The organism is Cellvibrio sp. PSBB006, from assembly GCF_002162135.1.
In the GTDB taxonomy this organism is placed as follows: domain Bacteria; phylum Pseudomonadota; class Gammaproteobacteria; order Pseudomonadales; family Cellvibrionaceae; genus Cellvibrio.
This window is the reverse complement of the sequence record NZ_CP021382.1, coordinates 2843377-2868813: the sequence shown is the minus strand read 5'-3', so window position 1 is coordinate 2868813 and position 25437 is coordinate 2843377. Positions and strand designations below refer to the sequence as shown.

15 protein-coding genes are annotated in these 25437 nt (G+C 50.9%); 9 read left to right on the top strand and 6 right to left on the bottom strand.

Features of this window, described 5'->3' with window-relative positions; all coding sequences use genetic code 11:
* Window positions 1-39 precede the first annotated feature (39 nt).
* From CBR65_RS11975 to CBR65_RS11955, 5 genes are all read right to left on the bottom strand, one after another.
* The gene (locus CBR65_RS11975) at window positions 40-648 is read right to left on the bottom strand and encodes a BRCT domain-containing protein (protein WP_087467064.1); all 609 of its coding nucleotides are present in this window, start codon (window positions 646-648) and stop codon (window positions 40-42) included.
* Window positions 649-1045: 397 nt separating this feature from the next.
* Window positions 1046-3316: a hypothetical protein gene (locus tag CBR65_RS11970; protein WP_087467063.1), complete on the bottom strand. Its 2271-nt coding sequence runs from the start codon at window positions 3314-3316 to the stop codon at window positions 1046-1048.
* 400 nt (window positions 3317-3716) lie between these two features.
* Window positions 3717-4106 carry a hypothetical protein gene (locus CBR65_RS11965; RefSeq protein WP_087467062.1) on the bottom strand — a complete coding sequence of 130 codons (390 nt, stop codon included), beginning with the start codon at window positions 4104-4106 and terminating at the stop codon, window positions 3717-3719.
* A 99-nt stretch (window positions 4107-4205) separates the two neighbouring features.
* Window positions 4206-5873: a hypothetical protein gene (locus CBR65_RS11960; protein ID WP_087467061.1), complete on the bottom strand. Its 1668-nt coding sequence runs from the start codon at window positions 5871-5873 to the stop codon at window positions 4206-4208.
* A 22-nt stretch (window positions 5874-5895) separates the two neighbouring features.
* On the bottom strand, window positions 5896-7104 hold the full coding sequence (locus tag CBR65_RS11955; RefSeq protein WP_087467060.1) for a glycosyltransferase: 1209 nt from the start codon (window positions 7102-7104) through the stop codon (window positions 5896-5898).
* A 60-nt stretch (window positions 7105-7164) separates the two neighbouring features.
* On the opposite strand from CBR65_RS11955, the gene CBR65_RS11945 reads away from it, so the two are divergent.
* The gene (locus CBR65_RS11945) at window positions 7165-8796 is read left to right on the top strand and encodes an autotransporter domain-containing protein (protein ID WP_157672052.1); all 1632 of its coding nucleotides are present in this window, start codon (window positions 7165-7167) and stop codon (window positions 8794-8796) included.
* 79 nt (window positions 8797-8875) lie between these two features.
* Here CBR65_RS11945 and CBR65_RS11940 read toward each other — a convergent pair whose 3' ends face one another.
* On the bottom strand, window positions 8876-12064 hold the full coding sequence (locus CBR65_RS11940; RefSeq protein ID WP_157672051.1) for a di-heme oxidoredictase family protein: 3189 nt from the start codon (window positions 12062-12064) through the stop codon (window positions 8876-8878).
* A gap of 545 nt (window positions 12065-12609) precedes the next feature.
* Here CBR65_RS11940 and CBR65_RS11935 point away from each other — a divergent pair.
* The 8 genes from CBR65_RS11935 to CBR65_RS11900 all read left to right on the top strand — a co-directional run bounded on the left by CBR65_RS11935 (window position 12610) and on the right by CBR65_RS11900 (window position 25396).
* The gene (locus CBR65_RS11935) at window positions 12610-15030 is read left to right on the top strand and encodes a glycosyl hydrolase (protein ID WP_087467056.1); all 2421 of its coding nucleotides are present in this window, start codon (window positions 12610-12612) and stop codon (window positions 15028-15030) included.
* A gap of 10 nt (window positions 15031-15040) precedes the next feature.
* Entirely contained in the window at window positions 15041-15931 is an 891-nt protein-coding gene (locus CBR65_RS11930; RefSeq protein ID WP_157672050.1) for a transporter substrate-binding domain-containing protein, read from the top strand.
* A 619-nt stretch (window positions 15932-16550) separates the two neighbouring features.
* Window positions 16551-19610, top strand: a complete 3060-nt coding sequence (locus CBR65_RS11925) for a TonB-dependent receptor (RefSeq protein WP_087467054.1) — start codon at window positions 16551-16553, stop codon at window positions 19608-19610.
* Between the two features lie 167 nt (window positions 19611-19777).
* Window positions 19778-21355, top strand: coding sequence for a tryptophan halogenase family protein (locus CBR65_RS11920; RefSeq protein ID WP_087467053.1), 1578 nt, complete (start codon window positions 19778-19780; stop codon window positions 21353-21355).
* An 11-nt stretch (window positions 21356-21366) separates the two neighbouring features.
* Entirely contained in the window at window positions 21367-22095 is a 729-nt protein-coding gene (locus tag CBR65_RS11915; protein WP_087467052.1) for a SapC family protein, read from the top strand.
* A 25-nt stretch (window positions 22096-22120) separates the two neighbouring features.
* On the top strand, window positions 22121-23134 hold the full coding sequence (locus tag CBR65_RS11910) for a cupin-like domain-containing protein (protein WP_087467051.1): 1014 nt from the start codon (window positions 22121-22123) through the stop codon (window positions 23132-23134).
* A 44-nt stretch (window positions 23135-23178) separates the two neighbouring features.
* Window positions 23179-24672, top strand: a complete 1494-nt coding sequence (locus CBR65_RS11905; protein ID WP_087467050.1) for a tryptophan halogenase family protein — start codon at window positions 23179-23181, stop codon at window positions 24670-24672.
* Between the two features lie 7 nt (window positions 24673-24679).
* Window positions 24680-25396, top strand: coding sequence for a DUF6445 family protein (locus CBR65_RS11900; protein ID WP_087467049.1), 717 nt, complete (start codon window positions 24680-24682; stop codon window positions 25394-25396).
* Window positions 25397-25437: the final 41 nt, after the last annotated feature.

The following is a 25437-nucleotide window of genomic DNA, read 5'->3' as shown; positions in this document are numbered from 1 at the left end:
CACTCAAAGTCCGCTTTGGGCACAAAGCGGTCCCAACTTTCAAGCAAGTCCAGCCTCTCCAGCCCAATGCTCCTCCGTCACAATCACCAACGGCACTCCACTATCCCGATACTCCATCGCCTTTTCTATCTTCCGTCCAAAGGTTTCATGCGCCCAGCTATCCGTTACATAGGTTCCAAGCACCAAATAATTTAATGATTTATTCACGCTGCCAGCATTTACACCGCCAAGCGTTTCGACGGCTGCTTGGCATTGGGCGCGCGTGCCAAATGCACAGGTTCCTGTGAACAAAAATGTCATACCATGAAAAGTAATAGCGGGTTGTGGTTTATTGATTGGTAATGTGGTGGTTTTGGTCAATTCGCCGAGCGTGCTGCTTTCGCCGGTTATACGGTGCAAGAGTGAAAGCAGCTCTTTGGATTCTCCATTATCCAATATGCCGTCTTGCAGCATGATGCCGATTTTTTCGAGCAGGTTAACAATGACGGGGTTGCTGGTTTGTTGATTTTGGATAAGCCAATTCATCAGGAATTCGGCTTCCATGGTATTGATGGTGTTGTCAGCAATAAGCCCTTTGCTGATACCGATCAGCGTATCTATCTGCCGGTCTTGAATGGCTTTGCGGTTAAACCGAGTGAAGATGTCCATAACAACACGCCTTGTCTGAATCCCAATGTCGCACTGCTGAATAGTAAAGCCTATTGCTGCTTTACATGCCAGTAATGAAGCGGTGCTTTAGATAACAATTTGTTATGGCTTTTTCGGTTTTTATATAGCCGCTTCGCTTTGCAGAAAAGTCAATTACACGGAATTACACGTACGTGAAGGCAAATGTGTTTGTTGCGCGGCTTGCTTAAATGAAGATGCCTGTTTTTTTTGATCCAATCTATGGTGAATATGAGTTCCGAAACTAAAATGACTTTTAGATTTATAACAATGTCCACCAGGGTTACTGTCTGATCGGCTAAACTGATTTTTAAGGCTCTCAGCCAGAATTTACTAAAGGTTAATGCTGGCCAGAGCCTATTCGTCGATCCTGATTATCTCACCTTGAACCAAAAATATTCTTCACCTCGTCAGTAATGCCAATGTATGACGGCTTGATCTCTCTGGTGGTATAGGCGTTATCGCTCCATGCAAAGCCTTTCCAATGGTCGCTATCCAGGCTCCATTGAGGCCGGGATTTCAGGTCGGCCCGTAATTTATCCAGTTGTGCTTGAAGATTACCGGTACCGGTTGTGGTGGCACCAAAGCGCCAATCAACACCATTTGCTGCACTGAATGGAATAGGAATCAAACGGTATATTCCAGGAGCCCCGTACATCTGACCTTTTTTATTTGGCCAGGGCCGCGGAATCAGACCAACGGCCTGTAGTCCCAGCGGCGTGATCTTGAAGGGTATTGCACTAAGAAAATTCTCCCATTCATCCTGCGACTGCACCTTGCCAGATGCTTGCAGAACGATATCAAAAGTATTTACTTCGTCGCGATTGCCGCTGAGGAACCCGGAGGTATCTTTCTCTCCATCGGTTATAAAAACGACGATATGCCCATCGGGCAAAATCACAGGCCGGCCCTTTATGTCTTGAGCGAAGGCTTCAGTGTTCAGCGGTTTTTTGTCAATTTCGAAACCTGATGCCTCAAACGTCATTGAACTATGGTTTATCAAGCCGTTAGGAGAAAATTTAAGTTCTTTTAATGATCCAAAGGGTTTGTCTCTTTCATCGGTAGCGTAAAGTCCGCCTCCCAGTTGATACTCCCGCAAGATGGGGTTGTCGACCCACACGCGATAAATGTTGTGTGCGGTTTTACTTAATTCACCCACCAGAGATTGCAATTGGGTGCGAACATCGACGCGGTTGAGATCGCGCATTACATCAATCGCCTTGGATGCAGCATGTCCGAACGCGTCCCTCAACGCACCGAAATTAACGCCTTCAATTGTGACACCGGCGGTATAAACCGTGTGATAAATGCGCTCAAGTGATCTGCAGTCCTGAATGTAGGTGCGCAAACGTATGATGTCAGTTGCTTGTGCATCTTTGGGGATACGATTGTCGTGACCCGAAACCAGCCAAGGGAATAGTTTGCTCCAACTGGCAATCCACAATCCCATGGGTACGAATTCGTCCTGGGGATTACTGAGAAGGGGTGATGTTTGTTCTTTTAGATTGTGGTGTGGCGGCTCTGGCTGTTGATCGTCCATCAGGTTTTGGTTGTGCGGCGCGTCCAGATCGGGTGCGACAGGTTCATCCACTAATCCGGTAATATCATTGTTTTCTTTCCGGGACTTTATAAACGCATCCAAGTCACCCTCACCGCCACCGGCTTTATATTTCTCAAATGCAGCGGCTGTTGCATAAGCTTCAAGGCCATCAAGATCTTTTATTTCACTGATCAGGTCAGTCACTTTAGGCTTCTTGTCTGGCTTTACAAAATCCGGGATAGTGGGTGCGCTGGAGTTATCAATCAATTCAGCGTTGCGGGTAACTTTCTGTTTTCCGAGTTCATTGAGTCCTTTATTGGCTATTTCTTGATATTGCTGCGCCCAGGCGGTGATCTCTTTCTGCACGCTTTTGCCACTGTAATAAGCGTCCACCTGAGCAAATCCCGCTTCAGCAATTGAAGATTTAGACCCGCCATACGCAGCTGAAATGGCCACCGATGCGCCTGTTCCCGCATAGGTGAAGCCGGCTTTCCCGCCATATTGCCATTTATCTTCCTGTGCATCCGACGTGAAGGTAAGGTTGACCGACCCATAGGCTCCCCAGAGAACACCGATGACAACACCGGTTCCTTGTCGTGCGTAAAAGTCTTCGCACGCCGCAATCCATTCTCGTATTGCGTTATCTTTTGTGGCGGAGTCGGCGCTCCTCATAGCATTAAATTTTTCCAGCGCCTTTAACAGGTCGGCTTGTGGATTTGCAGACATTCCACAAACCAGTTCAGAGACAGAGAGATTGTTGAAGTCAATATACTCGATACCTGCCCAGGTCATAAGATCAATCGACAGTGACGTGCTGCGACTGTTCTGCGCATTGGTGTTTCCAACATAGCCGCTTACTGCGGCTGTGTATTGTGAAACCCCCTTTACGCCATAACTGCCCGAGACACCAAAGGAGCCCTGATTCATTGAGTCGCTGTATATAAACGCACTGTTGCCCGACATTCTGATAGTGCCCTCAGTGCCTGCGGCAAATCGTGTCATGCCTTCCTGAATAACGGGTGCTGAAAATGATCCATCATTTTCGTGCACGGTAGATCCAACGGATATTCCATAAAATGGGTTTCCACCATTGCTTTGACCTGCTTTCATGTTGCCTCCAAGCTTTAGTTATTGAAGTAATAAGAAGGATAATTTCCGATGATTTTATTGTGTCAATTTACACACCGGTTATATGTGTTCAACAGAAATCAAATTATGACTCTCGTTACATTAAGCTGAGCCATGTTGTTTGATGAAGCCACCCAATTGCATTGGGCGAAAGAGAAGAAAACTGAATAGTTGCTTAGAGGGGTATTTCAGTCAATTACATCACATAACAGGCGACTCACACATGCCATAAAGCTTTACGGTGATGAGTAGAGTCCTTGGGTAAAGGCCTGATCGATGTATTTCAGGATAGGATTTTGATTCTGCTGGATTATGACGGGCCAGTTTGAGCGGCCCGCCGGTAAATTGCCAAAGCGGTGAATAACCGGCGGGATTTGATTTTTTACTTCGCTAATGCTTCTAACGCTTTTTTGGTTTCTGCGCTCACACTGTGATTCAGGTTCATCACAATTTCCGCCAGTTGTTTTTCTTCTTCAGTGGTGGATTCCGTTTCACTGACGATTTTCAGCGTAGCCACGTCTTCAGCTTTGGCTTTGTGCTCAACGTTATGAATCGCCTCGGCAATCGCTCGCGTGGCTTCGCTGTTGCTCTCATCTTTGCTGATCGCGGTCAACGCTGTTTTCTGCTCGGCAGACGGGTAATGATTCAACTCGGCAACAATGCGCGCCATCGTGGCAATCGCGCTGGATTCCGCAAACGACAGCGGGGCGATGACCAGCAATGTGAATAAAGCGATAACGGTGGTGGACAGGGTAGAGGATTTGCGTTGCATCTTATTAGCTCCTGTAGTTATGGTTGGAAAAGCTTGACTGTACGACGGCGCTGATTATGGCACGGTCGGCGCGAATTTGTTTGTGATGTGATGCACTGCCTATAAAACCTCTTCTGGTTCCGTTATTTCATACTGCTGTGGATATGAAGTTTCAATCAGCGCTTCCAGCGCGGGGATATCCATTTCACCCTGTGTAAATAACCCGTCATACCAATCCAGCCAGAGACGCAGGTCTTGGTCGATGGCTAGTGCATCACGTTTGAAATCGTTCCAGAGGAATTGCCAAAGCTTTGATGCGCCGGGATAGAGCGTGTGAATTGCAGGGCGTTCATCTGCGGTGTGCGTGGGTAATGGTGGTGACCACAATCGCCGTACAAATAACTCATGGATAGAATGTCGATTGAGAAATTCCAGATCGCTTAGTACCGCATCCAAAGATAATTCCCTGATCGTGTAGGTGTCATATTTTGAGTAGGCATCAACGTCGGCGTGGCAGCCTGAGAGCGTATAGCCGATAGCATCAATAGCGTGTTGGGCAATGGTTGCGTCGTAGGTTTCGATATCAGCACCACGAATATCACTTAGTTTGGCTGGGGTTGAAAAATGATAGAGGGCTGCCAGGGAAGATGATAATTCAGAACTGTCAGGCGTTAGTGCAAACCCTATAAATTCATCAAACTGCCGGTAGGCGATATCGTAGTTATCAAAGGCAGCAGTGAAATCCCGCATCCGGGGTTCTCGAATAGCATCATTGAATCCCTCAATAATTTTTCCTGCAGACTGGATGCAGTGGTTAATCTTGGCGACCAGTTTGCTCGGCTCTAGCAGCAATGTTTTTAGTGCAATGTAAGATTGTTGCGGTGCTTCTACGTAAAAATCCGTGCTGATGTCATTGCCGAAAGGTAGCATTGAAACGCGAACATCTTCATACAGCGCGGCTGCGGATAATGCCTCATGGAGCGTTTCGATGAATTCTTGGCCTGCAGAGGTTACGGTGCTTTCGCATACTCGTTGGAAAGCTTTTGCAGCAGCATGCGCAGCGTCGTGGAGTTCTTTTAGTGTATCGGTTTTCGTATCAGCAATTATGTGCGAGATGGTGTCGGCGCGCAGGTTAAAACGCGCTGATATTTTTTTTGCTTCATTGATTACCAAGGCAGTGACGCTTGCTTTTTCTTTTGCAAAATTATTTTCCGTGGCGTATGTCGCGGCAGCAATTAATTGTTGATGCAAGTGATCGGCTTCCTTTGCATAGGCTTTTATGTTCACCATCTTTTCGGCCGCTGCTTCGAAGTTTGATTGTAAAAATCCTGCGGTTTCGAGGTTTTTGTAGATGCTGCCGATAACGGCACTCGCGCAGACAGTGCTGGCGGTGTAGGCCTTGCCACAGGCATCGGAGAATAAATATTCATTCGAATAGGCTCGCCTGCATGCGAAATCAAGACTGCCCGATGCTTTGTAGATCGTTTTTTCCAGGTGCCCAAATAGAGGGCTTATGACATTTACATAGTCAGTTGAGCAGGGTGCAAGCAAGCGTATGGCAAGTCCTTGTGCGCTGAGGGTCGCCAACAAATTTTCTTGTATGTCTTTGTCGCTCCAGTAGCCGAAAGGCTTGATGGATACGCGCGTTTTCTCATCGCTTGAACTGTGAAGCATTAACAGCGGCAACACACGTAGAGCCGCGCGCAAGGCGATGGCTACGCAACTAGCCGGTGCAAGCCCGGTAAACTTTTCCTCCAGAATCTCATAAGTGTTTTGATCCATGCTCATTAGACAGCTCCTTCTATATCACTTAATGATTGAGTAAATGTCGCACCGCTTTATCCACCGCATCCGCCACACACAGCCTCGGTGCCGGATGCCGCTCCAATAACGTCTGAATATTTGCCCGATAACTGTCACCATTCATCAACAAGTCATCCAGCAGTTTTACCATCTCATCCAGCCCCGGTATTTTTTCTACCAGCACACCGAAACCGGCTTGCTGCACTTTTCTGCCCGTGAGTAATTGTTCGAGTTGAATCGGTAACACCACTGTGGGATTTCCAGCAACGAGACTTTCTTTTACGGATGATGCATTGCCGTGGCCGACAAATAAGTCGACATCGCTCATGGCGCCTTGCAGGTCCACCAATTCGTTGCTGAATTGAAAACGGTCGCTGACGTGGGGCGTAAATAAATTCGCCGGGCCTTTGGGGCAGGCGATAAATACGTTGGCTTTACAGCGGGCGAGGGCGGTGACCAGTAATTCAATATTCGGGTGCGCCGGTTTTAAATAGGCGAGGATGCGCGGGCGCGCGTCGCTGGCAAATTTCACGGGGGTGTCAACCAATTTTGCGGTGGGGCCGGTGCAGTAATCGGCGTTGTCGCGTTGACTATACAAATCGAGTTCCGGAAAGGTGCTGATGACCACGCGGTCTACCGCAAATAAATCGGTGAGCTGCGTGAGTGTGGGTTGTTGGCGGCGTGCGAGTACGGCATTCACTTGCTGTAGCACGCGTTCTTCCTGCCGTGCAACGAGCCCGTCGTCTTGCGGATAGGGTCGCCAGTCGACAATGGAGCGGCCGGGGACAGGATCGGCAAAGCCGGTGCCGATTAAAATTTTGGGAATTTGGATGTGGCGCAACGCGATCATGGCGGTGGGTGCGTAATCGAAAATAACCAGGTCCGGTTTAACGCTGTTGATAATGCTTTCCCAGGCTTGCACCAGGCAGTCGAGCGGGTCGGTTTCCAGATAGCCCAGGCACAATAAGGTGTCGGCAAGGCAGGCGATGGGACGTTGCATGGTGACCTTGGGCAGCCACACCGGCGCTTGCATCAGGGTGGCTTTGGTGTGGCAAAAAAACGGGTACGCGCGCGATAAATCTTTTAAGGCGAGTACAACGTGGTGCCCGTCTGATTCCAGCGCTTTGACTATTGCAGAATAGCGCGAAATATGTCCCAATTCGCCTCCGATTTCCCAGGTACACAATATGGTTTTCCCTTGAGTTTGTGTGGCCATCTGCGGTACTCGCTCCTCGCATTTTTTTAATTCAATTCATTCGACAAAAGGACATTTTGTATGAAGCAACACTGTGTAAATCCACTTCATTCCATCCCCATGCTGCTGTTAGCCGCTGCGGTGCAGCAGGCAAATGCCACGGCTATTGCAACCCCTGATACGGCGACCATGATACAGGGCACCGGCTCGATTGCCATTGATGTATTGGCCAACGATACCTCGGATAACGTTGAGAACAACAATCTCTTCATCGACAGTTTTGATTCCACATCCACCGGATACGGCTCGGTGATTCTCGATAGTGAAACTAATCAACTGGTTTACACGCCGCCCAGCGAAGACTTCGTCGGCACCGACACCTTTACATATTTTGTGGTGGACGATTCCGGTTACGGTGGCTCGACTGTCGTGACCGTAGAGGTGACTGAGCCGGAACCCGAACCCGAGCCAGAACCGGAGCCCGAACCTGAGCCAGAGCCGGAACCCGAACCGGAGCCGCAACCAGAGCCCGAACCGAATTTTGCCTTCGAGTTATACGTGGACGGTGCGCGTAACAAAGCCGTGGCTGGCATGTTGGAAGACGCCTGTAATGCCGGTGAATTGTCCGCGCAGTTGGATAGCAATTGTGATTTGTTGTATGCCGAAGCCGCCGAAGGCGATCTCAATCCCATCATGGCCGAGATCGCGCCGGATGAAGCGTTAATCCAGAGCCGTTTGCTGGCAGAAAACAGCCGCAATAAAACCTCACGCATCTACCAGGGCATGGCGCAAATGCGCAGCGGCGGTGGCGGTGCAGTGGTCGGTTTTAACGATCATATGCTGCCCACCGGCGGCGCGGCGGGTGATGGTTTTGATTCGCCTTGGACGGTGCTGACCTCGGTGCAGATGGAAAGCTTCGAACGCAACCAGACCTGGCGCGAAGCGGGCTATGAGTCTGAAGCCGTCGGTGTGTTGCTCGGGTTGGGTTATCGCGTTAACAGCAATCTGAACCTGGGCGCGGCGGTGGATTGGGCCTCTTACGATGTCGACTTCGCTAACGACGGCGGCACCATGGATTCCGATGTCATCAGCCTCACCGGCTTCCTGTCCTGGTACAGCGGCCCGCTCAGTCTTGATCTACAGATGGGTTATGCCTCCGGTGATACCGAAGCACAGCGCATCATCCGCTTCCCGGATGTTTCCGTCGCCAACAGTGATTACGGCAGTGACCAGTTCAGCGTGAGCACGCAGTTTGAATACAACTGGCAACCCGGCGCCTGGGCGCTCAAACCGTTTGTGCGTCTGGACTACCTCAACACGCAAGTGGACGCTTTTGCAGAAACTGGCGATTCACCCTGGTTGACGTCTGCTGAAGACCAAACCCATGAACAGCTCAACACCAGCCTGGGTCTGGATACCAGTTATACCCTCGCGATGGATTGGGGTGTGATGATTCCAAGTGTGCGTTTCAGTGCGGTGAATCAGGCGCATCTGAGTAATGACTACATCGGGTTTAATCTGACGGACGCTGATGCCTTGGGTAATTTTGAATTGCGTGCGGACTCGGCGGACAGTTTGTTCTACCAGTGGGATGTGAGCACCGCGTTTGTACTGCCTAACGGCGTATCGACATTTATCTCCGGTAAGGTCGTGAGCAGTTATGCGGATACCAGTGCGTATCAGATTACCGGTGGGGTTAACTGGGAGTTTTAATTAACCCAAAAAAAAGCCCGGACATTGCTGTCCGGGCCACACGAGTTGTGGACGGTGCAGGGGCACCGTCGCACGGGGATTACAGGGATTCCAGGAACCGCAGTACGTCTTGTTTTTGTGAGCTGCCCAATGCCTGGTAGGCATTTTTGGCGTTTTCACCTTCACCACCGTGCCACAGGATGGCTTCTTCGATGGATCTGGCGCGACCGTCATGCAGGTAGCTGTGAACCGGTGTACACACTTGCTGGCCTTGACCGGCATTGGTTACACCACCGGTGACGCAAGCTGACAAGCCCAGGCCCCACAGCGGCGCGGTACGCCATTCGGAACCGGACGCCTGACCTTCACCCAGGTTATCCGCCAGACCTGGACCCATATCGTGCAACAGCAGGTCGGTGTAGGGCTGGATAGTCTGGCTGCGCAGCTCGGCCAGTGGATGGTTGGCGCTGGTTTGGTAGGTCGACGCGGTGTGACAACCGGCACAACCGATGTTGGTGAACTGGGTTTTACCGCGTTGTACGGCCGCATCGTTGATATTGCGTTGTGGACGCACACCCAGCAGGGAGTTGTATTTCACCAGGTTGTTCAGGTGGGTGTCAGACAACTCGGAACCGCTCGGGCCACAATCGCTTTGACCAGAACCGCAATCCGGGTTGGGCAACACGGACGTGCGCACACCCATATCGTTATTCAGCGCGCTGGCGACCTGATGCTTGACGCTGCTGGTGCCCGCTTTGTAGCCGAAACGACCCAGACGGGTTTGACCAGTCACCGGATCGATCACACGGTTAGCACGACCGGAGATACCGTCACCATTGGCATCGCTCGGATCTTCTTTCGCGAGGATGGCGGATTCGGGAATCGCTTCCAGCAAGCCTATACCGACCAGTGATGGTGCGATACGCGCTGAGAAGGTAGCCGGCTGCACGCCGCTGAATTGGTAGTTCGGCTCACGCAAGCCACCGACATTGCTCCAGCTTTGCAAAGACACGACGCCTTCGCTTGCGGCACCACCGGATGACTTGGGTTGCAGAGTACGACCCAGTTGCGGATGCGGATTGCCGTTGGCATCACCCACTTTGAATACCCATTTGTCTAACGGCTCGCCCAGGTTGGCAGGCGCCGCACGGCCATTGCGCACGTGACATCCGGTACAACGATCATTCACGTAATGCGGACCGGCTTTGCCGGGCATACCATCGAACACACCGTTTTCCACATGCTCGTCATGGGTACCATCAACGAACGAGGTGTGGTGTACACGGCGGCCCAATACAAACGGCTGACCGTTGTTGTAGCCCAGGTTGGTGGCCATCTGGATGTAGTGGTTATCCGGCTCATTGGAGTGGTCGTAAGGCAGGGTAGTACCACCGCCTAACCAGGCTTGTGAGGGAATCTTCACCGAATCTTTAGTACCGCCGCCAAACGTCGGCGTATTAAAGGTGCCGGGCAGAATGTCCCAGGGCACGATGCCCTCACCGACGATGTACAGGTAGGTGGTGCCGTAGTAAGGCGCACGACCACGCGGTACGCTCGGGTCAAGGAACTGGCTCAGTTCAAACTCCAGCTTGTCACCCTTGCGGATGGGCTGACCGGTGCGGCAGTTGTGAGTTCTTTCTTTGTAGTAGTTCAGGTCGTTGACCACGACCATGGTGCCGTTATCGCAGTACTCGGCTACGGTGCCGATGCCGCGGTAGAACCAACGGTTTTCCGCTTCGGTATCGTTCAGGCGCCATTGGGTTCTGACATTCATACGAATGCTGGCGGTATCGTCCGGGAACTGGGTTTCGATAATCTCGATGGACGCCGTGCGATGTTCCCAATAGAAGCTCAGGAAGTGGTCATAGGACTGGAAGTGACTTTCCTTCGCGTGACGGTCGCGCGCGCGGTCGGCAATGCGGGTAATCAACTGATTGCCCTGTTGCACTCTAATTGTCGGCTCCAGTTGGGTAGATGAGTTATACAAGGGCACGATGTTGCCCAGCGGCACGCTGCTGGAAGAGCTGGAAGACGACGAGGTCGTGCCGCCGCCCAAGGTGCCGTACAGCTTCATCTCAGCCAGTTGCGTCATGGTGCCGCTGTTGTTGCTGAAGTTGAAGCGATAGTAGGTGTAGCCGGTGCTGTTGTTGAACGTAAACGCACGGGTCTGGAAGCGGTTGGGGAAATCCTGCGCAGAGCGGCTGTCGATGGTGGTCCAGCTGCTGCCGTTGTTGGAGCCTTGCAGGGACCAGCTCAACGGGTCGCGCTCGGGCGCATCGTTAGCCGAGGTCAGCGTATAGCCAGTGACAATGTAAGACGCCGGTGCCTGGTAGCGAACCCATGAAGAGCTGGCCACGGTCAGGAACTTGGTATTCACATTGTTATCGATCAGGTTGGTAATGCCTTCTCCCGCCGGTGAGTTGTTGTACTGTGCGGTAATTGCGCCACCCAGACCGGTGATGTTGGTGCCACTCGGGGTGCTGGTAGAGCTGGATGAACTGCTGGTCGATGAGGAGCTGCTGCTGGAAGACGAAGGCGCGCTGCCCAGGGTGTAATCGTTCCAGGCCGTGGTATTGCCCACACCGTTGGTGATGATGGTGAAGCTCACACTCACGGTCGCACCTGCTGGCAGGTTGCCGATGTCGTAAGTCCACACACCATTATTCAGCGTCATACCGAAATTCTGCTGCGATCCGCCATTCACGCGGTAGTGGATATCCACGATGTTGCCGGCGCTGACAGTGGCACGCATGGTGTTGCCGTTGAGCGTGGTCACGCAGCCCAGGTTGCAGTTGCCTGATGTGCTGGAAGACGAGCTGGATGAGGCGGCGCCAAAGACGCGGAACTCAAAGATCGAATAACCCCAGTTGTTGCCGACGCTGCGGTGGGTACCGTGCATACGCACCCAGCGGTAGCTGCCGCTGATGGTGTGATTATCAGTACGGTTGCCGAAGGCACCACCGGTAAAAATACTCAAGGTAGTCCAATCAGCGTTGTTGTTGGAGCCCTGAATCAGGTAGTTCTCGGCGTTGGCTGCTTCCCAGACCACTTGGGCTGAAGCCAGGCTTTTTTGTGATCCCAAATCGACCGTAAGCCAGGAAGGATCGACACCGTAAGCGGATTCCCAGCGGGTGCTGGCGTTACCGTCGGTGGCAAGGTTGCCTGGTTGGACATTGGTACTGCCGGAGGCAGGAGCGTTGAGTGCAAGATTTGTCTGAGCGTTAACACTGGCGCAGGCAAACAGGATGAGCAAGTAGAAGGCACGGCTGCCTAGTCTCTTTAGACACATCTGATGTTCCTCGTTGTTAGACATTATTATTTCGAGTTAATACCCGACGACCGAAAGCATGTCGGGGTGCGCACGTAGATCGCGTCCAGGCGTCAAATACCTCTTATCGTCAGCTTCATTGCTGTGCCCGTCGCTTAACTCTGGGCCCCGCCATACATCCAGATACATCCTGGGCGGGGATAGACCGATGGGAGTTAACTCCACTCCTGCAACCAGCCTAACGGCCAAAAAATGCGCCGTCGTCCCACTAGGCTCTCTGGGTAAAGTGGACTCTATGAATGTGGCACGTGGTACCGGGGTGGTCATGGAAAGTCCTACTTTCTGCGCAAAGCCACACTGCGCTTGCGTTGGCAGGTCTTTCCCGCCTTTTTTTGTCGAAAAGTGAGACAGCCCATGTTGCAAAAAAAAGTCAATCTGGGACGACGTTTATTCACGCGACGTTAAAAATAGTTCATCGGACAAGAAGAAATGACCCGTCGGGACAGGATGATCCGGACACCGATGATTTGCCTAATTAATAACGCATAACAATCAGAGCGCAGCTAGTGATAAAGATAAGATGGGTACTCCTGTTGAGTGCGCTAAGTCTTACGCAGGCCTGTCAATCCGTCTTCACTTCCTATGGGGCGGGCAATGTCAGCCATGCCATCAACCCGGCCAGTTACCAATGTGACGCCGGTCAAATTCTTAACGCCGGTGTGGTCGAGCGTAACGCAAGTGCTTGCGATGCGCCGACGCGGCTGTATCCCCAACGCGTTTCACCAGCGGCTGACCAGCCGACCATGACCCACCGCTGGTGGGGCTCCATTCCCTTTCACGGCGAGATGATCACCGGCAACCCGAATCACGCGGGCTACATTACGCCGGACCCCGTTACCGCCCGCATCAGCGAGCGCGGTGCGCGCCTCCTGGGGATTCCCAGCGGCTTACGTGCCGGCGACAAGGAATATGCCTACCGCATTCCCGAACCCTACAGCGACGTTTTCGACGGTATAGCGGTCGGTACGTCAGCGGGCGACCAGCTCCAGGCTTACCTGAAAGATTTCAGTGATGGCTCGGTTACCGTGCAGTGGCGCAGTGAAACCACACCGGTGATGGAAGCCACCTTTGTTCATGGCTCGCCTTACGTGTACTTCACCGCGCTGCACGGTGAACTGATCCTGCGGACCCACGCAGCCGACGGCGATCAAAAAGGCATATTCCACCGTGGCGATGACACCCTGGGTCTCTGGACTGACGTGGCGGGCAACCGCAATTACTTCCTGCTGGTCGGTGACGAGAGCGCCCGTTTTAGTGGTGTGACGGGTGCCGATATCCGGGTCAACCACACCAAACAATTAACCGTCGCGCTTTTGCCCTTGAGTCAGGGCACGCCAGACGAAGCCATGATCAAGACCTTTACCACCCATGCCCGCCAGCCAGTGGATGAAGTGCACATCGACTACGCCGTCAATCGCAGCAACAACCAGGTAACGATTACGCACCAGTACCGCTTTAATGGAAATTCGGTCACTACCCTGGCAGGGATGCTGCCCTTACATTGGAAAAACTCTGCCCAGCCGACCACAGATTACCGGGTGCGCAGCGCGCGCGGCCTGACCAAATTCGCCGCCACGGACCGGTTCAGTTACACCTTACCCTTCGTGGGTGTGCTGCCATTCTTCCCGGCTGGCATCGGCGACTATGACCCCGCGCAGCTGCGCACATTGATTACCGAGTTCGTCAGTCAGGGGCCGGCGCAGTGGAACACCTATGCCGACACCTACTGGACCGGCAAGATGCTCAGCCGCGCCGCAGAGCTGGCTGCCATTGCCCGCGATCACGGCATGGTGGCTGAAGCAGGTCAGCTGATCGATTGGCTGCAGCGTGAAATGGAAGACTGGTTTCGCGCCGACACCAGCGGTGACCTGGATACCAGCAAATACTTTGTATACGACCAGGACTGGAGCACCTTGCTGGGCTTTAACGAATCGTTTTTTGCCCACCAGCAATTGAATGACCACCATTTCCATTATGGCTATTTTGTGCGCGCGGCCGCTGAGGTGTGCCGGGTGGAACCCGAGTGGTGTGGTGATAAGCAGTATGGTCCGATGGTGGAACTGCTGATCCGCGATTACGCCGCTGGCCGCGATGATCCGCTGTTTCCCTACCTGCGCAACTTTGACCCCGCTTACGGATTTTCCTGGGCCTCGGGCAATGCCAACTTTTTGCTGGGCAATAACAACGAATCTACCTCCGAAGCGGCTAACGCTTACGGCGCGATTATTCTCTACGGCTTGATTACCGGGCAGCAAGCGCTGGTAGACCGGGGTATTTACTTGCACGCCTCATCGACGGCGAGCTACTGGGAGTACTGGAACAATATTGATCGCTACACCAACAAGGGCGCGGATTACGATAATTTTCCGCCGGAATACAGCAAGCCCACCACGTCAATTATCTGGGGCAACGGCCATGTGTTCACCACCTGGTTCAGCGAGGCCTATGCCCACATCCTCGGTATTCAGGGATTGCCCTTGAGTCCGTTGGTGCTCCATATCGGTCAGCATGCGGACTATCTGGAGGACTATATTGCGCTTGGCTTGTCTGAATCGCCCAATGGCAAACCCTCAGGGTTGCCGGACAATCAGTGGCCGGATGTCTGGTGGAATATCTGGGCCATGAGCAACGGCGAGGCTGCCGCCGCTGACTTTGCCAGTCGCCAGTTCAACTACCGGCCGGAAGATGGCGAAACAAAAGCGCACACCTATCACTGGATATACACCTACAAGCAGTTGGGACACCTGGCGACTGGCACCGGTGCCTTGACCGCCTCCAGCCCGGTGGCGGTGGCGTTTACCAAGGATGGGGTGACCACCTATATCGCCTATAACGTCGGGTCCGCACCCGACCTTGTCACTTTTTCAGATGGAATGGCCCTGAACGTACCTGGTCATGGCTTCCGTATTAAAACCAGCAGTCGGTGAGAGGAAAACCATGAGCATTCGCCCACTTCATATTGTTTCGGTTCTGCTGATTTGTTCGCCGCTGTTGTTTTTGTGGCATTACACCAGTTCAAACCCGCAGGTCACCACCATCAAATTCTGGAATGGCAACAAAACCAGTTCCCGTCAGGCCTACGAGCGTGATGTCCTGACGGCGGTGCTTGAGGTCACCCGCAAGGGCTACGGGGAAATTCCGGTGATCGAGGATCTTACGGATTATCCCGACCCGGCTGATGAGGCCAGCATATTCCGCAAGAAAGGCTTTGATGTGTTCGGCACGGTGGCGGGTAACCCCAAGCTGGCTAACGAAAAGAAAATCCTGATTCCGCACCCGATGATGAAAGGTCTGTTGGGTTATCGCGTGCTGATAATCCGCGCCGCCGACCGTGAAACCTTCGCGGGGATAACTACCGCCGCGCAATTGCAACAACAACGTTTGGGTATTCCCCTCGGTTGGGCCGATGCGGCGTTGTTTCGCCATAACGACTATCCCGTCGTGGAAGACGGGACGTTTGATGATCTGTTTACACGTTTGCGTAGCAACCAATTTGATTATGTTTCGTTCGGGGCAAATGAAGTGGAGAGTGTTTACCAGGAGCGCGCTGCTACTCCCGCTGACCTGCACACAGATGAAAATGTGCTGCTGTATTACCCCTTCCCATTGGTGTTCTACGTCAATCCCAACAACACAGAATTAGCGCGGCGCATTGATCAAGGAATGCAAATCATTATTCATAATGGCCAGCTCGACGACATTTTCCAGCGTCACTATGGCAACCTGGTTGAGCGTTTACAGTTAAAAAATCGTGCGCTCATCACCTTGACCAATCCGCTCTTGCCCAACGCTTTACGGAATTATGAATCCGACTTGTTGAACGATTAGTTTTTGTCTTAATGACCGTAAGCGTGTGCTGTGCTGCGATTTCACAAAACAAGATTCGTTGCACGACATCTGCGCAGTGCGAATGAAAACAATTGGTGCGCAACAGCAAAAAAAGAATTTGTTTTGCATCGACATTGCGCAGACAACATTCATCCAGTTGGTGCGCCGACAGCACTGTCCCTGAAAAAGAAAATAGCGGGAATGGAGGCTGAAAATGACGAAATTTTTACATCTTTACACTTCCCACTTTTATTTTGGCGCGCTTTTTAGTTGTATCTAACTGTATGAATTTAAAGGAAAATTCGGTTTTCCCACTTTAAAAAAGTAAAAGTGAGATAGTTCATGTTGGTATTAGCCGCCAAAGTGGGACGACGCTTGCTGGCCGGGAGTGGAAATATCGCCTAGCGTTAGAGTGGGGTTGGTTTAGTTAACGTCTAATAAACAACCAACACGCAATAACATAAGTAAGTCAGTAACTCGGTTGTTATGGATTGTTAATAAAAAAATCGCCTCTATTCCCAAAGGCGTCCATACCTCTACAACCAGGTCCCCCCTTAATGTGGGGTATGCGGCAGTACCGGGTAAATAATTCCAGACGAATAAGAAACCGGAGAATTTCATGAACAAAAACACAGTAGGCTTCAAGAAGAAACTTATTGCGACGGCAGTGGCTTCTTACGCCCTTGTGGGGCTGAGTGGTACCACTTTCGCGCAAGAAAACGGTGAGATGGTTGAAGAAATCGTCGTAACCGGCATCAAGGGCAGCTTGCAGCGTTCTATGGATATCAAACGTGAATCGCAAGGCGTGGTAGATGCGATTTCTGCGGAAGATATCGGTAAGTTCCCTGATACCAACCTGGCAGAATCCCTGCAACGTATTACCGGTGTGTCGATTGACCGTGCTAACGGTGAAGGCTCCAAAGTCACCGTGCGCGGTTTCGGCCCCGACTACAACCTGGTGACCCTGAACGGTCGTCAGATGCCTGGCACCACCATCGAAGCAACCAGCGTGTCTGGTTCTCGTTCCTTTGACTTCTCTAACCTGGCTTCCGAAGGTATTAGCGGAGTAGAGGTTTACAAAACTGTTCGCGCCGAAAATCCGGCCGGTGGTGTGGGTGCAACCATCAACATCAAGACTGCACGCCCATTGGATAACCCTGGCCAACAATTCTCCGCCGGCGTCAAGGGTGTTTACGATGACTCTGCAGAAGATCCAAGCCTGACGCCGGAAATCTCCGGTATCTACAGCAACACCTTTGCGGATGACACCTTTGGTGTGGGCTTGTCTATGAGCTACCAGGAGCGTGAAGGCGGTAACGCTAATGCGCAAATCGGTACTGGCTGGCGTTACTTCCCGGCTGGCTCTGATGGTTGGGGTGCAATCACCAACCTGCAAGACACCAACTTTCACACCAATCCTCCTAGCCCAGCGGTTATGGACGGTGAGGAAGTTGTAGTTCCTGCTGATGTTTACGGTGTGCCACAACAAGCAGGCTACAACTTCAACGAATATGAGCGTAAGCGCTTGAATGGTCAGTTGGTGTTGCAATTTGCTCCGACTGAAAACATCACTTCAACTCTGGATTACACCTACTCCAAGAAGGAAGAGTCTTCCAAGTTCTCTGATGTGGGTGCTTGGTTTAACTTTGGCGGAAACCGCCGCACTTCCTGGACGGATAACGGTGAAGGCGTTGTTGAAGTGCCGTTGATGTATGAAGAGTTTGGTTTGACCGGAGAGAGAGGTGCTGACTTAACCTTCGGTGCCGGCCTTAACTCCAGTGTCAATGAGAACGAATCTATCGGCTTGAATGTTGAGTGGTCTGTAACTGACCGTTTAACACTTGAGTTCGATATTCACAGTTCTGATGCTGAATCCAAACCAGACAGCGAATACGGTAACAGCAACGTAATCACCACGTCTGCGTTTGTTCGCGATAGTTCAGCGGTTTATCTCGGTTCTGATCTGCCAGTGCTGAATGTCGGTATTGTAAATAGCGATGATGGCGATACTGCGCGTCTCGAAGACCTTCAGATTACCGGTAGCTCTTTCCGCAACGCGCGCATGCTGCATGAAATCGATCAATTCCAGTTCAAAGGTAACTTTGAATTCGTCGACAGCCTGAGCCTTGATTTCGGCGTGTCTCGTATCGAGCAAACCAACCGCTCTACCTTTGCAAACAACCAGCGTGATACCTGGGGTGGACTGGGTGATGAAGGTGACGTACCGCTCGATGGCTACAAAGTTGCAGATATTGCCAGCTACTTCGACAATGTCAGTGGTAATGGCCATGATCAATTGCTGGGTCAGCGTTTCGTCGCTGATTTCAATAAAGTGGTCGAATATGCTGCAGCCAACCTGGATGATGGCGGTGGTTTTGCTAACTGCTCCAACGGCAGTACTTACTACTGTATGAACCCCACACCAGACGATGTTCGTCTGATTGAAGAAGACTCCACCAGCGCTTGGGTTCAATTGAACGCCGAATACGATATTGGTATCCCGGTTCGTGGTGCATTGGGTGTTCGTTGGGAAGACACAGAAACTCGTTCTTTCGCAACACCCATTGAGCTGCAATACACCGGTGAGGTTGTATGGATTGGCGGTAACGAGATGTATCTGCTGGCTGCTGACGATTACGAAGTTACTCCGGTCAAACAAGGCGAGGGTGGCTACGACTACTTCCTGCCAAGCATTGATCTGGCGTTTGACGTGACCGATGACGTGGTTGTTCGCACATCTTACGGTCGTAGCCTTGGCCGTCCACTGTGGAATCAGATGAGCGCCCTATCTATTGGCCGCGGCGTTGCACCTCAATCCATGTTCCCGGGTAGCCCTGGTGGTAGTGGTACACGTGGTGATGTGAACCTGAAGCCGATTATCTCCGACAACTTCGACTTGTCTGTGGAGTGGTACTACGACGAAGCCAGCTATGTTTCTGTCGGCTACTACAGAAAAGACGTTAAGAACTTCATCGGTACAACCGTATCGCCCGAAGTTATCTTTAATGCGCCGGACCCATCGCAAGGTAGCCGTCGTGATGCGGCCGTTGCTGCTGATCCCAACAATCAGTGGAGTACCGCTGCAGTTAAGGATTACATCGTTGCCAATACACCTGATGGCGACCCAAGTGTAGACCTGACCAAAAATCCGGCGTGGGTTTATGGTGTGGAAGGTGATCCAAATGTGATCTTCAACATTACCGAGTTCCTGAACGAACAGGAAGCGGCCTTTGAGGGATGGGAATTTGCGGTTCAACATAACTTCTGGGATACCGGTTTTGGTGTTGTTGCTAACTACACCATCACGGATTCCGATACCGAGTATGACGACGGTAACATCGTAGATCCGCAATTTGCATTAACCGGTTTGAGTGACAGTGCCAACTTTATTGCCTTCTATGAAAAGAACGGCGTACAAGTGCGCTTGAGCTACAACTGGCGTGATGACTACCTGAATGGAACCGCTGATGGTACAGGCGCTAACCCGACCTACGTTGAGAATTATCAGCAGGTCGACCTTAATGCCAGCTACGACATCAATGATAACTTCACGATATTCTTTGAAGGCATCAACATCACGGATGAATACCGTCGTACCTACGGTCGTCATGACCTGTACACCACGGGTGTTTACACCAGCGGTCCACGCTACAACATCGGTGCACGTTATACCTTCTAATGTGTAGTTGATGTACAAGGATGCCTTTCAGGCTCGAAAAAGCCGCTGAACTTTCAGCGGCTTTTTTTTACCGCGCCAGGGCATTACTTTAATCAGAATAATTCAAACGTTTGCGTAAATAAGCGCCTATTCTTAGTAAAAAGTGATTCGCAAGCAGGAACAGTGGTATGGGCAAGCCAGTAAAGTCGATTGTTATTGTCGGAGGTGGCACTGCTGGTTGGTTGACCGCAGGTACTCTGGCTGCTGCGCATGCTCAAGGGCGTGGGCGGAATCTGTCGATTACCCTGGTTGAGTCACCAACCGTAAAGATTCTGGGGGTCGGTGAAGGCACCTGGCCCTCAATGCGCGATACCCTGAAAACCATGGGCATCGCTGAAGTCGATTTCATTCGCCATTGTGATGCGAGCTTTAAACAAGGCTCTTGCTTTGTCGGATGGCAATCCGGCGCGCGGGAATCTTACTATCACCCTTTTACCTTGCCGGAAGCCTGGGGCGACATGAATCTGGCGCGGATATGGCCAGCGTTTCGTGACCAAGTGGCATTTGCTGAAGCCGTGTGTCCGCAAAGTCTGGTCTGTGACAGCCAGCTGGCGCCCAAGGAAGTCTCAACAGCGGAATACGATTACCTGCTGAATTACGGTTACCATCTGGATGCCGGTAAATTCGCCGCTTTCCTCAAGCGTCATTGTTGTGAACGCTTGGGGGTGCACTATATTTCAGCGGATGTGGCGGCGATTGAGAGCGACGACGATGGTTATATCACCGCGTTAAAAACCGAAGCCGCGGGCAGCATCGAAGGCGATTTATTTATTGACTGTTCCGGCTTCGCTGCGTTGTTGTTGGGGCAGCATTACCAGGTTCCGTTTATTAATAAAAGCGACGTGTTGTTTAACGATACGGCGCTGGCGGTTCAGGTTCCGTATAAAGACGATGCGAGCCCAATAAAAAGTTATACCCAATCGACGGCGCAATCTGCAGGCTGGATCTGGGATATCGGCTTGCAAAGTCGCCGTGGGATCGGCCATGTATATTCATCCCGCTTCACAACCGAAGCGGAGGCTGAGCAAGCGTTATTGGCTTATCTCCAGGCTACTGACAGTCCGGAAGCTCGAACTGATATCCGCAAGATTTCTTTCACGCCCGGTTACCGCGAAAAATTCTGGGTTAAAAATTGTGTAGCGGTGGGCGTGTCGGCGGGATTTATCGAACCGCTGGAAGCATCGGCGTTGGTCATGATTGAACTGGCGGCTAAAATGTTGGCCGAACAAATGCCTGCGTCATTCGATATGATGTTACCCTTGGCCAAGCGTTATAACGATAAATTCAGCTATCACTGGCAGCGTGTTATTGAGTTTTTGAAACTCCACTATGTACTATCATCAAGAACGGATTCCGTTTATTGGCAGGAAAATAAAAATCCCTCGACCATACCGGAAAGCTTGCAAGATTTATTATGTCTGTGGCGTTTTCAGCCGCCTTGGGCATACGATTGTCCACAGCGCGAAGAGTTATTTTCTTCGGCCAGTTTTCAGTATGTGTTATATGGTATGGGTTTTCCGCCTGATATTACCGCAGGCTATCAAAAGCCCGGCAATAAAGAGCTGCAATTAGCGCAACACTATTTTGAGAAGAATGCAAAACAAACACGCCGATTACTCGGCAGATTGCCGGGCCACCGTGAATTGTTGATGCACCTGTCGAAGATAAGTCACCACACCGATACGGTTAAACAATTAATAAATTAAGATGAGTTCTTATGAAAAATATTGAAGTCGTTAATAACGTCAAGCATAAAAATATCCGGGTAATTACACGGAAAGACAAAGCGCTGGGTGATGGCGTGATGATGACAAATACCTTTCCGCTGGAGTTCCGTTTTATTCAGGCGCATTACCCGATTCTCTTCCAAAAAAGTCACGAAAGCGACGGTTATAACGCGGTAGCTTTATTTGGCTTTGAAGAAGGGGAAAACCTGTTCCTGAGTGAGCGGGGTTGGGAAGCAGGTTATGTTCCCTTGATGATACAGCGGCATCCGTTCCTTATCGGTTTTCAGCGGGGTCCGGCTGGCAGCGAGTCTGATACCACGCGCGTTATGAACATTAATATGGACAGCCCACGTATCAGTGAAATAGAAGGCGAACGTTTGTTCCTTGAGCAAGGTGGCAACAGCGAGTATCTGGATTACATGGCTTCTGTGCTGGAAACGATTCACCTGTGGAATGAGCAAGGCAAAGGTTTTAGTCAGGTGTTGCTCGAACACAATCTTCTGGAGCCTGTCACCTTTGATATTACCCTGACGACTGGTCGACAAGCGCAGTTGTTAGGTTTCCATACCATCAATGAAGATGCGCTTGGTAAATTGAGTGGCGACGTGCTTGGTAAATTAAATGAAATGGGATATCTGATGCCTATCTATATGGCCGTTGCGTCGCTTTCACATGTGAATAAATTAATCAAACTGAAAAGCCAGTTGGAAGCCAACTAATCGCATCTGCCTCTGAAGTAACCCTATGAGTATCAGCCCGAATAACGTAAAAGTGGTTGAGGGATGTAGCCCCAAAAATATTCCGGATTGGATATTTCAATCCGGCGAACCCTTGGTACTAAAAGGTGTCGTGGCCGACTGGCCCATCGTTCAAAAGGGGCGGCAGTCAGAGCGGCAAGCCAGCGATTATTTGCGCAGTTTCTACAGCGGCAAGCCGGTTACCTATTATTACGGCGCGCCGGAGATCCAGGGAAAAATTTTCTTTAACAAGGATTACACCGGATTTAACTTCCAGCGCTCAGAGGCGAATCTGAATAATGTACTGGCGTTGCTTGAGCAACACAGCGATCAGCATGATGCGCCACTGTTTTATATCGGTTCTACGCGTGTTGACGAATGGCTGCCGGGCTTTCGTGCTGAGAATGATCTCGGATTAAGCAACATCGATCCGCTGGTCAGTATCTGGTTGGGTAACCGCAGTGTTATTGCCGCGCATTATGATTGTCCAGATAACATCGCCTGTAATGTTGTGGGCAAACGAACCTTTACGCTGTTCCCGCCCGAACAATTGGAAAACCTGTATGTGGGCCCGCTGGATATTACGCCCTCAGGTCGCGCGATCAGTATGGTCGATCTGTTGCAGCCCGACTTTGAAAAATATCCTCGCTTCAAACAGGCATTGGCCGCCAGTGTTGTCGCAGAGCTCGAAGCAGGGGACGCGGTCTTTATCCCCGGTATGTGGTGGCACCATGTACAGGCGCACACCAATTTAAATGTACTGGTGAATTACTGGTGGCGAAATGTACCGGAGTATATGGGGAATCCGGAAAACGTTTTGCATCACGCGCTGCTGGGATTACGCGACTTGCCCAAGCATCAGCGGGATATCTGGAAAAAGATATTTGATTATTATGTTTTTGATGAGCCGGAAGCGGCAGGGAAACATATACCACCCCAGATTCAGGGGGTTTTGGCCCCGACAGATGAATTGATTGCGCGCAAGATAAGATCTCATTTAGCCAGTCTGTTGAAGCGCTAGCTCAATAATACGCCAACAATACATTAACGACAGTAGGTGTAACCTTGAAAGAATTAAAATTGAAACGAGTGGTGATTGCCGGCGGCGGTACCGCAGGTTGGATATCGGCTGCCTTGTTGGCAAAGTCTTTTGGCAAGAGTATTGATTTAACCCTGATTGAATCAGACGCAATCCCAACCGTGGGCGTTGGTGAGGCCACTATTCCTCCTATCATTAATCTCCATAAAGTATTGGAGTTGAGTGAAAAGGAATTTATGTCGCGCGTGAATGGTACCTTCAAGCTGGGGATTTCATTTGAAAACTGGCGCGATGTGGGTGAAAACTACGTTCACTCGTTTGGTTTTGCCGGTAAAAGTAACTGGGCAGCCGGCTTTCAGCATTTCTGGTTGGCGGGCCAAAAGCGTGGTATTGATTCAACAGAATACGGCAATTACTGCGCGGAACATCTGGCGTGCCGTAAAGAAAAATTCGCGGTTATGCCCAAGAATGGTGTCAACTATGCCTATCACCTTGATGCAGGTTTGTACGCTAAATTTCTGCGCGAATTCAGTGAAAAATACGGTGCAGTACGTAAAGAGGGCAAGATAACCGGTGTCAACCTCCATCCCGATACGGGTTATATCCAATCATTGTCCCTGGAGTCGGGTGAAGTGGTGGAAGGTGATCTGTTTGTCGACTGTAGCGGCTTCCGCGGATTATTAATTGGTGATGCGCTCAAGACGGAATACGAAGACTGGTCGCATTGGCTGCCATGCAACAGCGCCATTGCCGTGCAGACCGAAACCGTGCGTCCGCCATTACCTTACACCCGTTCTATTGCGCGTGAATTTGGTTGGCAATGGCGAATTCCCTTGCAGAGTCGCGTTGGTAATGGCCTGGTATTTTGCAGCGAATATGGCTCAGATGACGAAGCCAAAGAACTGCTGGTAAAAAATCTGGAAGGAAAATTATTGAACGAGCCTCGTGTCATTAAGTTTACGACCGGAACACGCAAGCAACACTGGACGAAAAATTGTGTGGCCATTGGCTTGTCGAGCGGGTTTCTGGAGCCGCTCGAATCCACCAGTATTCACCTGATTCAAAAAAGTATCACGCGCTTTATTCAATTATTTCCCTATGACGGTATCAAGCAATCAGAAGTCGACGAATTCAATCGTCAGACACGGGAAGAAGTACAGAACATCCGCGACTTTATTATCCTTCACTACCATGTGACAGACCGCGAAGACACCCCGTTCTGGCGTTACTGTAAATATATGGATGTGCCTGAGTCATTGACGCACCGCATTAAACTCTTCAGGGAAACAGGTAAGGTCTTCAAGAAGGAAATGGATCTGTTTGCAGAGGAGTCCTGGATTCAGGTAATGCTTGGTCAAGGCGTTACGCCGGAGAGCTATCACCCGGTAGTGGATTCCATGACTGATGATGCATTGCGTGAGTTGCTGATGGAGTTGAAGCAATCTACCGAGCAGAAAGTTGATCGATTGCCAGCTCACCATGAGTTTATTGATTATTATTGCAAATCAAACGTGATGTAATTTATTCATGGAATCTGATGTAAAAAAACAAAGTTTTCATGTTAATGCTTACGAGGTTCTGGCCATAGGCAATGAGCAGACGTGTGCCATTGTCATTGACGATTTTGCTAAAGATGTTGTGTCAATAAGAGATGAGGCTTGCCGCATTCCGGATTACGCCGAGGATGGTAAAACAGGTTACCCCGGCGTTCGCACACCATTGCCAGGCGCCTATGTGAAGACTGTGATGGAAGCAATTACGCCGCTGCTCTATGAACAGTATGCTATCCCATCAACCTTGAGCCCAAACGTGGAACTTGCCTATTATTCTTTGTTGACGACGCCAGCGCGAAAATTAAATCCATTGCAGCGTTTGCCTCATTTCGATACCAATAACACGCATTATTACGCCGTGCTGCATTATCTCAATGAAGGCGATTTCGGTGGCACAGGCTTTTTTCGCCATCGGCCGACAGGCTTTGAGCGTATTACCCAGGGGCGAAATGATATTTATAAACAGTCGGCTTCCGCATTTATGGCGGTCAGAGGTTTGCCGGAAGAAAAATATATTAACAGCAGTACCAACCACTACGAGCTGATTACCGGTGTTGCTTACAAAGCTAATCGCCTGGTGATTTATCCGGGTAATTTACTTCACAGTGGTTTGGTGTCTGAAGCGGTGGACGTTTGCAGCGATCCTGCGCGAGGCAGGTTGACTGCCAATATTTTTATTGATTTTCATTAGGTGCGTTAACATCTATCGTGCAGGATTAAAACTAATCAGCA